Genomic DNA, 11,623 nt, shown 5'->3' with positions numbered 1-11,623 from the left:
GATGAATGCGGGGCCAAGCACTCCGCTCGGTTCGCGCGCGCTCTATCTGTATCGCGGCAATCGTGACAGCTATTTGCGCATTCACGGCTCACCCAGCCCGCGCTCTATCGGTGGCCGCGCCAGTTCTGGCTGTGTGCGCATGGTGATGGCGCATATCAACGGGCTGTACGAGAACGTCGCAAAGGGATCGACGGCGCATTTGCACGCGGCCGAAGATCAAATCACTGCGCAAAGCTGAATTAAATCAGGAGGCGGCCCTGGTGCAAATGGGCCGCCCGTTGCTTGCGCGAAGCGGCAGCATCGTTGTTTCGACAGGACCAACGTGACGGTATGTGTAGCACCCATCAACCGGATCAATCTTGAGCGCGCTTAGGTCTTGCCCTGCTGCCGCAATCGAAAGCACACCCTCAGGGACTTCGCTAATGAACTGCGTGGGTGCGCTGGCACTCGTACCTGTTGTTTCTACACAACCAGATAACATGGCAGTTACGCCCGCCATTAGAACGATCATCTTTTTCATAACTATATCCCCGAAGATTTCAGAACCGAGAATTATAGAAATTGTCGCCAGACACCAGTGTAAATGCCTGCTTTTGTCAGGTTGAGGTCCGGTGTGTCACCCGAATGCCTGTCGCAGGCACGAATTCGGGCGATGTGGTATCCTTGTGAACAATCACGCACAGGCACTCTCGCATCTGTTTCAGATTGGCGCTAAGAGGATCGTATGCCTCAAATCGACTCTCTCTTTGTGACCCGCCTGTACCGCGCCGCTCTGTCCGAGCACGGCGCAATTTCTGCTGAAGAACTGGAAGCTTCGTGCCTCGCTATTGCTGAAGACGATGAAGCCGGGCAGCAATGGTGCGAAGACAATGATTTCCCCGGATATACGTCCTACGCATCCTTGAGCGATCTTGCTTGGCGCTTTCCGATATTTGCGGATCTTATCAAAGTTCTGGACGCCCATGTTGCGGCCTTTGCTGAAGACGCGCAGTTTGATCTGGATGGTCGCGCGCTCAAACTGGAAGATATCTGGATTAACATTCTGCCCGAAGGCGGTATCCACACGTCCCACATACACCCGCATTCGGTCATCAGCGGAACGACCTATGTCGCCATGCCGAAAGATGCGAGCGCAATCAAGTTTGAAGATCCGCGCAGTCAAATGCTGATGGCTTCGCCTGTGCGTCTGAAAGATGCGCGACGCGAATTGAAGACCTTCGTTTATGTGAAACCCGAAGTGGGCGATGTTCTGCTTTGGGAAAGCTGGCTGCGCCATGAGGTGCCGATGAATATGTCCGAAGACGACCGTATTTCCGTCTCTTTCAATTACAGCTGGGGGTAGGGTGCGTGATATCATGCAGCTTACGTAGTAAATGAGCAAACGCGCGCCTTTTGAAATTGCTGGTCAGACCATTGATGCTGGCACCCGCCGCACTGTGCAAATTCCTGTAAGTACGCTGTCCGATCATACACCTGTCGCGATTTCTGCCCATGTGATCCATGGCAAACGTGAAGGCCCTACAATGTTTGTCAGTGCTGGCATTCACGGCGACGAGGTCATCGGGGTCGAGATTGTGCGCCGCCTATTGCGCTCGCAGCCGCTCAATTCCCTTCGCGGCACGTTGATTGTAGTGCCGATTGTGAACACGTTCGGTTTTCTCAATCACTCCCGTTATCTGCCCGACCGCCGCGATTTGAACCGGTGTTTCCCGGGCTCGCCGCTTGGCTCGCTTGCCTCGCGCCTTGCTTATATATTCTTAAGCGAGATCGTTGCGCGCTGTAGTTTCGGGATCGATCTGCACTCTGCCGCGATTCATCGCACAAACCTGCCGCAAATTCGGATTTCCGGCGCAAACACAAAGAAGATGCGCTTGGCCAACGCCTTTGGCGCGCCCGTGATCCTGACCAGTCCCTTGCGCGATGGAAGCCTGCGTCAGGAAGCAAAGCGCCTTGGCGTTGATGTGCTGCTTTATGAGGCGGGCGAGGGCATGCGCTTTGATGAAATGTCCGTGCGCGCGGGGGTGGCTGGCATCCTGCGGGTGCTCAACACGCTTGAAATGCTTCCGTCAAAAGGCATCGCCAAGGCGCGGCGCAACTCTTTGCTCTGCTCGCAAAGTGCATGGACCCGCGCACCGATGGGCGGGCTTTTGCGCGTCTACAAGAGCGAAGGTGATGTGGTCGAGGAGGGTGAGGTGCTCGCAGCGATCTCTGATCCGTTCGGCGAAGAAGAGCAGGACGTTACAGCGCGCAACAGCGGTATCATCGTCGGGCGGGCCGTAATGCCCGTGGTGAACGAGGGCGACGCGCTATTTCATATTGCGGCGGTGAAGTCTGTCGATGTGGCCGAAGCCGCGGTTGAAGGGCTTAGCGAGCAACTGGCAGGTGATCCGCTCTTTGACGAGGATGAAATTATCTAGCCGCCGATCTGCATCCCTGGCCCCGACGATGGGCGGCATTCTGGGCCGCGCGGCTTCCTCAAGGTCTAGGTTGGCAAGCGGGATTTGCGAGAGTGAATGCCTAGGCGGGGGGGACTTGAACCACGCCATATGAAAAGTGCTTTTGCATTGCGCCTGCTTGGATGAGTGATCTTAAGCGGTCATTTCCTGATTTGAACGGGCCGGGCTTTTTCGGGTAAAGCAAATGCCTGTCGTAACGAGCGTGGCAATAACGCGATTACGCCTTTGAAACAGGGGTTGCTTTGTCACCATCATGGGTCTAAACGCAGCACTTCTCGTGACCTCCACGGGATTCGTAGGTGACGCATAAAAAGCGGCCGACCCGTGATGTTGAAAAAGGAATAGGCTATGAACGCCAACGAACTGCGGGATAAAACGCCCGATCAGCTCCGTGAAGAGCTGGCTAATCTAAAGAAAGAAGCCTTCAACCTGCGCTTTCAGCAGGCGACAGGCGCGCTTGAATCCACTGCACGTATGCGCGGTGTGAAGCGCGATGTGGCACGTGTGAACACAGTGCTGAACGAAAAAGCAGCCGCAGCTGCGGCAGAATAAGGAAGTCTCGATATGCCTAAGCGTATTCTTAATGGCGTCGTAACTTCTGACGCCAACGAACAGACAATCACCGTTTCCGTAGAGCGCCGCTTTACGCATCCGGTTCTTAAGAAAACCATTCGTAAGTCCAAGAAGTACCGGGCGCACGATGAAAAGAATGCCTTCAAAGTAGGTGACGAAGTTCGGATTATCGAATGTGCACCCCGCTCGAAGACAAAACGCTGGGAAGTTCTGGAAGCTTAAGTCAAGCTTCCGGCGCTTTTTAGAAAGTGAAACCCTGGGGAGACTGGCACGCATCGCCGCCCCATAGGTCCGGAGAAACCAAATGATCCAGATGCAGACAAATCTGGATGTAGCTGACAACAGCGGCGCTCGCCGTGTTCAGTGCATCAAGGTTCTGGGTGGTTCTAAACGCCGTTATGCCTCCGTTGGAGACATCATCGTCGTATCCGTTAAGGAAGCCATCCCGCGCGGTCGCGTAAAGAAAGGTGACGTGCGTAAAGCCGTCGTCGTACGCACTGCCAAAGAAGTATTCCGTGAAGATGGTACTGTGATCCGTTTTGATCGCAATGCTGCGGTAATTCTGAACAACAACAATGAGCCAGTAGGTACACGTATCTTTGGACCAGTTGTTCGCGAATTGCGCGCAAAGAACTTCATGAAAATCATCTCGCTCGCGCCGGAGGTGCTGTGATATGGCTGCTAAGTTGAAAAAGGGCGACAAGGTCGTCGTGCTTGCTGGCAAAGACAAGGGTAAAGAGGGCACAATCAGCTCTGTTGATCCAAAGACCGGCAAAGCAATCGTAGACGGCGTGAACATCGCCATCCGCGCAACGCGCCAGAGCCAGACATCTCAAGGTGGCCGCATCCCGAAAGCGATGCCGATCCAGCTGAGCAACCTGTCTCTTATCGACGCAAACGGCAAAGCAACACGCGTTGGCTTCCGCATGGAAGGTGACAAGAAAGTGCGCTTCGCAAAAACCACGGGAGACGTGATCGATGCTTGATACAGCAAATTACACACCCCGCCTGAAAGCCGAGTACAAGGATAAAATCCGCGCGGCCTTGAAGGAAGAGTTCGGTTACAAGAACGACATGCAGATCCCGCGTTTGGACAAAATTGTTCTGAACATCGGTTGTGGCGCAGAAGCCGTTCGTGACAGCAAGAAAGCCAAATCTGCCCAGGAAGACCTGAGCGCGATTGCCGGCCAGAAAGCAGTTGTAACCACAGCGAAAAAGTCCATCGCGGGTTTCCGCGTGCGTGAAGAAATGCCACTGGGCACGAAAGTGACCCTGCGCGGCGATCGCATGTATGAATTCCTCGACCGTCTGATCACCATCGCTATGCCGCGCGTGCGCGACTTCCGCGGTGTTTCCGGCAAAAGCTTTGATGGCCGTGGCAACTACGCCATGGGCATGAAGGAACACATCGTGTTCCCGGAAATCGAGTACGACAAAGTGGACGAAGTGTGGGGGATGGACATCATCATCACCACCACTTCTGCAACCGACGCTGAAGCTAAAGCACTGTTGAAGCACTTCAACATGCCGTTCAACAGCTAAGCGCGGGAGAGAGAGTTATGGCTAAAAAAGCAATGATCGAACGCGAAAAGAAGCGTGAAGCACTGGTAGCGAAATATGCTGCCAAGCGTGCTGCGCTGAAAGACATCGCGAATGACGAAAGCAAGACAATGGAAGAGCGTTTTACCGCTCGCCTGAAGCTTGCTAAACTGCCGCGCAACAGCTCGGCCACACGCTTGCACAACCGTTGCCAGCTGACTGGTCGTCCTCACGCATATTACCGTAAAATCAAAGTTTCTCGTATCGCTCTGCGTGATCTGGCCTCCGCTGGTCAGCTGCCGGGCTTCGTGAAATCGAGCTGGTAAGGAGATAAGATATGACTGATCCTATCGCCGATATGCTCACACGGATCCGCAACGCTCAGATGCGTGGCAAATCCACTGTGATGACACCCGCGTCCAAGCTTCGCGCTTGGGTTCTGGATGTGCTCGCAGACGAGGGCTATATTCGTGGCTACGAAAAAACGACTGGTGAAGATGGCCATCCGGCAATCGAAATCAGCCTGAAATACTACGATGGCATCCCTGTCATTCGCGAACTGAAGCGGGTTTCAAAGCCTGGTCGTCGCGTATACATGGGCGCTGATGACATCCCAACAGTCCGTCAGGGCCTGGGTGTGTCGATTGTCTCCACCTCCAAAGGTGTGATGTCGGATGCTGCTGCACGCTCTGCCAATGTTGGCGGCGAAGTGCTCTGCACAGTCTTCTAAGGAAAGCGTATGTCTCGAATTGGTAAAAAACCAGTCGATCTGCCATCAGGTGTTACTGCATCTGTTTCCGGTCAGACTGTTGAAGTCAAAGGGCCGAAAGGCGCTCGCAGCTTCACCGCAACGGACGATGTTACACTCACAGTTGAGGATAACACCGTTACCGTCACACCACGTGGCAAATCCAAGCGCGCTCGCCAGCAGTGGGGCATGTCCCGCACTCGGATCGCAAATCTTGTAACTGGTGTCACAACCGGTGCCAAGAAAGAGCTTGAGATCCACGGTGTTGGTTATCGTGCCGCTTTGGCTGGTAACGTAGTGAAACTGAACCTCGGCCTGTCTCATGACGTCGATTTCGCAATTCCTGAAGGCGTCACAATTACTGTGCCAAAGCCGACAGAAATCGTGATCGAGGGCAATGACGAACAAGTTGTTGGCCAAGTGGCTGCCGACATTCGTGCGTGGCGCAAGCCCGAGCCTTACAAAGGCAAGGGCATTCGTTACAAGGGCGAGTTTATCTTCCGTAAGGAAGGCAAGAAGAAGTAAGGACCAGTCAAATGGCAAATAGCAAAAGAACTCTGTTTCTGAAGCGCCGTCTGCGCGTCCGGAACAAGCTGCGCAAGGTAAACGCGGGACGCATGCGTCTTTCCGTTCACCGCAGCAACAAGAACATCAGCGTTCAGCTGATCGACGATGTGAATGGCGTTACGCTCGCGTCGGCTTCCTCTTTGGAGAAGTCGCTCGGTGTAGTCGGCAAAAACAACATCGAAGCAGCGACAAAGATCGGTGCAGCGATTGCAGAACGTGCCAAGAAAGCAGGCGTGAGCGAAGCATATTTCGACCGCGGCGGTTTCTTGTTTCACGGCAAGGTGAAGGCAGTTGCCGACGCCGCGCGTGAAGGTGGTCTGAAGATCTAAGAACCATGAGAAGAGCTCGCCTTGGCGGGCTCTTCCGATGATCCAGGGGCACTCGCTCACTAGGATTGAATAAATTTAGGTGCCAAGCGCACCACTCATAAAAGGACTGTCCATATGGCAGAACGTGATAACCGCCGTGGCAACCGCCGCGATGAAACACCGGAATTCGCCGATCGCTTGGTTGCGATCAACCGCGTTTCCAAAACTGTTAAGGGTGGTAAGCGCTTTGGCTTCGCCGCACTTGTCGTTGTTGGCGATCAGAAAGGCCGCGTAGGCTTTGGCAAAGGTAAAGCGAAGGAAGTTCCTGAAGCGATCCGCAAAGCCACAGAGCAAGCAAAGCGTCAGATGATCCGCGTTGCCCTTCGTGAAGGCCGCACGTTGCACCACGATGTCGAGGGCCGTCACGGCGCTGGCAAGGTTGTGATGCGCACAGCGCCACAAGGTACTGGTATCATCGCCGGTGGTCCAATGCGTGCCGTCTTCGAAATGCTGGGTGTTCAGGACGTTGTTGCGAAATCTATCGGTTCGCAAAACCCCTACAACATGATCCGCGCGACCATTGATGGTCTGAAGAAAGAAAGCAGCCCACGTTCCGTCGCACAGCGTCGTGGCAAGAAAGTTGCTGACATCCTGAACAAAGGCGAGGCCGCGCCAGCTGCCGAAGCCGCAGACGCATAAGGAAACCTGACAAATGGCTAAAACTATCGTTGTTAAGCAAATCGGTTCCCCGATCCGTCGTCCTGCCAAGCAGCGCCAGACGCTGATTGGTTTGGGCTTGAACAAGATGCACAAGACACGTGAGCTCGAAGACACGCCTGCCGTTCGCGGCATGGTGAACGCGATCCCTCACATGGTCAAAATCATCGAAGAAAAAGGCTGAAGCTAGCGCAGGCTGCGAGATCTCACGCAGCCTACCTTTCAGCGACAAACGCCCGCAGAGCAATCTGCGGGCGTTTTGCATTTATGCGCATTCACGCCGATCTGATTTGCCAGATGCATCCTTCGGCCTATTGTCTGCCATATCATCAGAGAGGACGACACATGACACAGACCCGGCGGAACTTTCTCAAAACTTCACTCGCAGGCGCGGGGCTCACAGCCCTGCCGTTACTTGCAAGCGCAGGCAGTCACAGCAGCGATATTTTCGAGGGCAGCGCAGGTGCCGTGAAGGTGCATCCGATCAACCACGCATCGCTCATCCTGGAAACACCTGTCGGGGTTCTTTATGTGGACCCTGTTGGCGCGCCTGATTTGTACAAGGGCAATCCTCCGGCGGATTTGATCCTGATTACCCATGAGCATGGCGATCACTATAAGGAAGAAACGCTAGCCGCGCTGACGCAAGGCGAAACGCAGCTCATCACAAACCCAGCGGTACATGCAAAACTGCCAGCTGAGCTTCAGGCGAAAGCAAAGCACATGGGCAATGGTGGCAACGACATGTTCAACGGCATGAACATCGACGCAATCCCGGCCTATAATATGACCGAAGAGCGCAAGAAGTTTCACCCGCAAGGACGCGACAACGGCTATGTCCTGACCATCGGTGATTTCCGCATCTACATTTCGGGCGATACAGAAGACACGCCTGAAATGCGCGCGCTCAAGGACATTGATCTGGCGTTTCTATGCATGAACCTACCCTTCACCATGCCGGTTGAAGCGGCGGCGGATGCCGTTCGCGAATTCAAACCGAAGAACGTTTACCCCTACCACTACCGTGGCCGCGATGGCGGCACCCAGGATCCGGAGGAATTCGCGAAACTGGTTGGCGACGCGTCTGCGGTGCAACTGCGTGGCTGGTACTAGAACCCGTCTCGTAGGGTGCTTGGTTTCATGCACCCTACGGGGCCATTCTTTCTATAGTCATTGGATTGCGCGTTGGACAACTGCGCTTGGCCGCGCGCTTTAGGGCGGTTTTTGATCTGCCGCCCCTAAAGCCTATGCCAGCCCGAACACGAAATCATCTTCGGTGATGTCTTTCTTCAGGCTGTCTTCGATGAAGATTGTGGTGTCTTCATATTTAACCCGTACATCCGCCCCGGATTTCGAGATAATCAGATCACTGAATTGAGTGCCAGCTTCCACAATTGCGATAAGGTCGATCCCGTCTTCGAAGTCCTTGATAGTGTCTGTGCCATGGCCTGAAGAAAAGATGAACATATCCGCGCCTGAGCCGCCAAAAAGTTTGTCATCGCCTTTGTCACCGATCAACGCATCCGCGCCTTTGTCGCCCTTTAGCACGTCGCCGCCCCGGCCACCGACAAGCAGATCCGCGCCCTTGCCACCTTTAAGAACATCGCTCCCCTTGCCGCCATTCAAAGCATCGCTGCCTTTCCCGCCAATCAAAACGTCATTCCCGTTGCCACCAAACAATTCGTCATTGCCGTCGAAACCTTTCAGCGTGTCATCGCCGCCCTTGCCGGACAATTCGTCGTCATACGCAGTGCCGGGGATGTTTTCATCCGCCGCAGTGCCCGTCGTTACAACGCCTGTTTCAATCGGGATAATTGTGAACTGGTGAATGGAACTGGATCCCGCAGATGTATAGAGCCAGACCTCGCCATCGGGTGCCACATATAGCGCTTCGGGGGTGGGCGCGTCGCTTAGAACAAAGGTGTCCTGCTCGACACCGTTTTCATCGTATGTGCGCACTTCGGTGCGGGCTACGGACGGAAAGCCGAAGGTCGTGTTAAACGCTAACGCAAAACCGCCATCGTTCAGCGCAAAGACCTCAGGGCGCACCGTGTCGCCGTCAGAGCAGTTGGTGCTTGCCAAAAACTCGGCAACATCTGTGGTTCCGTCCGGATTGATGACTTTGATGAATACCGACTGGCGATCGGGATCATACGCGCCGCCTGAATACGGAAAGTCGGAGTAGGCGATAACAATGCGGCCGTCATGAAGTTCGGTGGCATCAACGGAATTGTGCCCAAGGCCATAGAGCGTCTGCAACACATGGAAATTTTCGGACAGTTGAAATTCTGGCGTGCTCATAAGCAGGTGGGAGGCGGGATCAATCGCAAGGAACTGGGCGTTGGTGACCCCCTCTTGTGGATTTGCCCCCGAGACAAAATTCTGCGCGGAATCGATTCTAAGGATCTGCCCGCCGATTTCGATCAAGCTGCTGCTTTGGGCCGAGGTTCCGTTGCTATAGCCAAGGACGTCGCCGTTTTGATCGAATACGATCACCGATCCAGAGGTTACAACCGCGATTGAACCATCTTCGAGCGTCAGTAAATCGTCGGCAGCGTCGAAGAAGCTTGAGTTGACGACTTGCAGCGGGTTGCCATTCGCGTCGTTGATGGCGATGGGGGCAATTGTTTCCACCCCGACAAGTGCGCCTGTGTTTATGTCATAGCCACTATAGCGGGTGCCGTCAGTTCCGCCGCTGTCTGTAACAGTCACAAAGATACGCAAATTCCCGTTGGCCAGAACTGTGGCTCCTGTGAAAATTTCGTTCTCATTCGCGAGCGTTGTGCGCACATCCATCAACGCAAAATGGTCTGTCCCATCCGCATCAGCCACCTAGAATTCGATTTCACCGTAGCCATAGCCGGCATCATGATAGGAAAGTGTGAAAATATCACCATTGTTGAGCGTAAAATTGCGCGTAGGCATTTGAGTATCCTTAAAAGCGTAATCGCAATCAGCATGCGATTGATGTGGAAAAGACTCCCGAAAACGGAGCGAATTCAAAAAAGGCTAAGTAAAAAGTCGAAACAACCTGCGAGATAGGATCAATTTTTGATCGTTTGATCAAGGGGGCGTTCGGCAAACACCAGCGCCCTGCACGGCCTTGCGGCGGGCAGGGGCGGGACATGTGTTGTGCAAACGGAAAGTGGCAGGCCTGCCAAGAACTTATCAAAGATCGCAATCGGAGCGTGGCTCCAACTCCATTTTCGAAAGCGGATTGTCCTGTTGCGGGTGTGACCGCATGCCAAACAGGACGGGATCGCTGATTTTACCGTTCTTGAGCTCGGGTCAGGTTTTACCCTATTGAGCGTTAAGGGTTTGGAAACGCGGCGCACGGTGGTTGGGATATGACGCAAAAAGAAAGCGCACTGCGGGTTGATTTCGTCAACGGCGCTGTCGCGCACCGCCTGCGCTTTGGCGGCGGGCGCGGGCAGGACCTGCCCAAGGCGATGGGCCTGCGCGCGGGCAAGACGCCCAAGATCATTGATGCGACCGCAGGCCTTGGGCGCGACGCGTTCTTGCTGGCGTCTTTGGGGGCAGAGGTCACGATGATCGAGCGCTCGGCGCAGATGCATGCGTTATTGCTCGACGGGATGGCGCGCGCAAAGGCCGAGGGCGGTGAATTCGCCGGGATTACCGCCCGCATGAGGCTGCTGCACGGCGATGCCAAAGACCTGCTTCCCGGTCTTGGGGGCGAAGCGATCCTGATTGATCCGATGCATCCACCACGCAAGAACTCTGCCTTGGTTAAGAAAGAGCTACGCCAAGTGCGCGAGATTGTCGGCACAGATGAAGATGCGGCCGACCTGCTGCGCGTGGCGCTGCAAAGCGCCTCAAAACGCGTGGTCCTAAAGTGGCCCGCCAAGGCCGATCCGATTGAAGGGGTTCGGCCTTGTTCACATCAGATTATCGGAAAATCCACGCGTTATGATGTGTTTATGTTGGGGTAACTGACGTCACTTCCATCTGACAGGCGTCACGTAAACAATGTTGTCATCAACGCTCAGCATCACATCCCCGTCCTGAATATTCACTTGCACTTTCATCGAGCGGTTCGCCAGAGCGCTGAGCGCACTTGTGTCCGTTTCAGACAGATTGAAGACCGCGAGATTGTCAAAGCGCATGGTGTTGTCATTGACCTTCTCCCACCACATCTGCGCGGTAGAGCCGTAGGAATAGATGATGACGTCTTTGGATTTGCCGCTGGACTGGCGCAGGATCTTTTCGCTGGGCAGGCCAAGCGCGATCCAGAGTTCCAGCTCGCCGCTCAGGCTCTTTTGCCAAATGTCGGGTTCGTCGTCCGTTGACAGCCCCTTGGTCATTTCGAGTTGCTCATGTGCATGGAGCGCGAAGGCCAGCAGCCGCACCATGAGGCGTTCGTCGGTTTCTGACGGGTGTTTGGCAACGGTTATCTTATGGGTCTCGTAATAATGACGATCCTTGTCAGAGACGGAGAGCTCGACCTTATAGATCGTAGATTTCTGCGCCATTGAGATGGGTCCGGTTCAATTGGGTTGGCGATGGAAAGAGGGTTTGTTGGGGGAGGGAAAGGGCTGTTTAGTATTTGTGAATGTCTGCTTTGAGCCCATAATGTGAGTTCGTATTTTGTGCTGCGTGCGCTCGCAGCGGGAAAAATGCTGCAGATGCGAAGGAGGTAGGCCGCCTTGCAGCGAGCGATGCGGCCGTTCATACATCGTGCAGCATTTTCATCAGAC

The 11,623-nt window shown here is 54.5% G+C and carries 19 protein-coding genes; 16 read left to right on the top strand and 3 right to left on the bottom strand.

Annotated features, from left to right (window positions below; all coding sequences use genetic code 11):
* The coding region (locus WBC85_RS10405) for a L,D-transpeptidase (protein WP_424436368.1) at window positions 1-238 on the top strand (238 nt) is incomplete at its 5' end.
* A gap of 6 nt (window positions 239-244) precedes the next feature.
* Here the strand turns inward: WBC85_RS10405 and WBC85_RS10400 are convergent.
* Entirely contained in the window at window positions 245-520 is a 276-nt protein-coding gene (locus WBC85_RS10400; protein ID WP_424436365.1) for a hypothetical protein, read from the bottom strand.
* Between the two features lie 204 nt (window positions 521-724).
* Here WBC85_RS10400 and WBC85_RS10395 point away from each other — a divergent pair, with 204 nt between their 5' ends.
* The 14 genes from WBC85_RS10395 (at window position 725) to WBC85_RS10330 (ending at window position 8,021) form a co-directional block, all read left to right on the top strand.
* A complete protein-coding gene (locus tag WBC85_RS10395; RefSeq protein WP_424436362.1) occupies window positions 725-1,342 on the top strand; it encodes a 2OG-Fe(II) oxygenase family protein in 618 nt (205 codons plus the stop codon).
* 31 nt (window positions 1,343-1,373) lie between these two features.
* Window positions 1,374-2,417 (top strand): succinylglutamate desuccinylase/aspartoacylase family protein, encoded by a 1,044-nt coding sequence (locus WBC85_RS10390; protein WP_424436359.1) that lies wholly within the window; start codon window positions 1,374-1,376, stop codon window positions 2,415-2,417.
* A 387-nt stretch (window positions 2,418-2,804) separates the two neighbouring features.
* Window positions 2,805-3,008, top strand: coding sequence for a 50S ribosomal protein L29 (gene rpmC / locus WBC85_RS10385; protein WP_348495073.1), 204 nt, complete (start codon window positions 2,805-2,807; stop codon window positions 3,006-3,008).
* 12 nt (window positions 3,009-3,020) lie between these two features.
* Window positions 3,021-3,251, top strand: a complete 231-nt coding sequence (gene rpsQ / locus WBC85_RS10380) for a 30S ribosomal protein S17 (RefSeq protein WP_424436355.1) — start codon at window positions 3,021-3,023, stop codon at window positions 3,249-3,251.
* An 82-nt stretch (window positions 3,252-3,333) separates the two neighbouring features.
* Window positions 3,334-3,702 carry a 50S ribosomal protein L14 gene (rplN, locus tag WBC85_RS10375; protein WP_072630310.1) on the top strand — a complete coding sequence of 123 codons (369 nt, stop codon included), beginning with the start codon at window positions 3,334-3,336 and terminating at the stop codon, window positions 3,700-3,702.
* Window position 3,703: 1 nt separating this feature from the next.
* Window positions 3,704-4,015, top strand: a complete 312-nt coding sequence (rplX, locus tag WBC85_RS10370) for a 50S ribosomal protein L24 (RefSeq protein ID WP_424436351.1) — start codon at window positions 3,704-3,706, stop codon at window positions 4,013-4,015.
* Window positions 4,008-4,571, top strand: a complete 564-nt coding sequence (gene rplE / locus WBC85_RS10365) for a 50S ribosomal protein L5 (RefSeq protein WP_424436348.1) — start codon at window positions 4,008-4,010, stop codon at window positions 4,569-4,571. Before rplX ends, rplE begins: the two co-directional genes overlap by 8 nt.
* 17 nt (window positions 4,572-4,588) lie before the next feature.
* Entirely contained in the window at window positions 4,589-4,894 is a 306-nt protein-coding gene (rpsN, locus tag WBC85_RS10360; protein ID WP_424436345.1) for a 30S ribosomal protein S14, read from the top strand.
* 11 nt (window positions 4,895-4,905) lie between these two features.
* Window positions 4,906-5,298 carry a 30S ribosomal protein S8 gene (gene rpsH, locus WBC85_RS10355; RefSeq protein WP_424436342.1) on the top strand — a complete coding sequence of 131 codons (393 nt, stop codon included), beginning with the start codon at window positions 4,906-4,908 and terminating at the stop codon, window positions 5,296-5,298.
* A 9-nt stretch (window positions 5,299-5,307) separates the two neighbouring features.
* Window positions 5,308-5,841 carry a 50S ribosomal protein L6 gene (rplF, locus tag WBC85_RS10350; protein ID WP_424436339.1) on the top strand — a complete coding sequence of 178 codons (534 nt, stop codon included), beginning with the start codon at window positions 5,308-5,310 and terminating at the stop codon, window positions 5,839-5,841.
* 11 nt (window positions 5,842-5,852) lie between these two features.
* On the top strand, window positions 5,853-6,212 hold the full coding sequence (gene rplR / locus WBC85_RS10345) for a 50S ribosomal protein L18 (protein WP_424436336.1): 360 nt from the start codon (window positions 5,853-5,855) through the stop codon (window positions 6,210-6,212).
* Window positions 6,213-6,326: 114 nt separating this feature from the next.
* The gene (rpsE, locus tag WBC85_RS10340; RefSeq protein ID WP_424436333.1) at window positions 6,327-6,890 is read left to right on the top strand and encodes a 30S ribosomal protein S5; all 564 of its coding nucleotides are present in this window, start codon (window positions 6,327-6,329) and stop codon (window positions 6,888-6,890) included.
* Window positions 6,891-6,903: 13 nt separating this feature from the next.
* Complete coding sequence (gene rpmD / locus WBC85_RS10335; RefSeq protein ID WP_424436330.1) at window positions 6,904-7,092, top strand: 50S ribosomal protein L30; 189 nt, start codon at window positions 6,904-6,906, stop codon at window positions 7,090-7,092.
* A gap of 161 nt (window positions 7,093-7,253) precedes the next feature.
* On the top strand, window positions 7,254-8,021 hold the full coding sequence (locus WBC85_RS10330) for an MBL fold metallo-hydrolase (protein ID WP_424436327.1): 768 nt from the start codon (window positions 7,254-7,256) through the stop codon (window positions 8,019-8,021).
* Between the two features lie 132 nt (window positions 8,022-8,153).
* Here WBC85_RS10330 and WBC85_RS10325 read toward each other — a convergent pair whose 3' ends face one another.
* A complete protein-coding gene (locus tag WBC85_RS10325) occupies window positions 8,154-9,740 on the bottom strand; it encodes a calcium-binding protein (RefSeq protein WP_424436324.1) in 1,587 nt (528 codons plus the stop codon).
* Between the two features lie 515 nt (window positions 9,741-10,255).
* Here WBC85_RS10325 and WBC85_RS10320 point away from each other — a divergent pair.
* Entirely contained in the window at window positions 10,256-10,858 is a 603-nt protein-coding gene (locus WBC85_RS10320; RefSeq protein WP_424436321.1) for a class I SAM-dependent methyltransferase, read from the top strand.
* A gap of 6 nt (window positions 10,859-10,864) precedes the next feature.
* On the opposite strand, the gene WBC85_RS10315 is transcribed toward WBC85_RS10320, so the two are convergent.
* The gene (locus WBC85_RS10315) at window positions 10,865-11,398 is read right to left on the bottom strand and encodes a YaeQ family protein (RefSeq protein ID WP_424436318.1); all 534 of its coding nucleotides are present in this window, start codon (window positions 11,396-11,398) and stop codon (window positions 10,865-10,867) included.
* Window positions 11,399-11,623: the final 225 nt, after the last annotated feature.

Source organism: Planktotalea sp., assembly GCF_049680325.1.
Taxonomy (GTDB): domain Bacteria; phylum Pseudomonadota; class Alphaproteobacteria; order Rhodobacterales; family Rhodobacteraceae; genus Planktotalea.
This window is presented reverse-complemented; position numbering and strand designations above follow the sequence as displayed.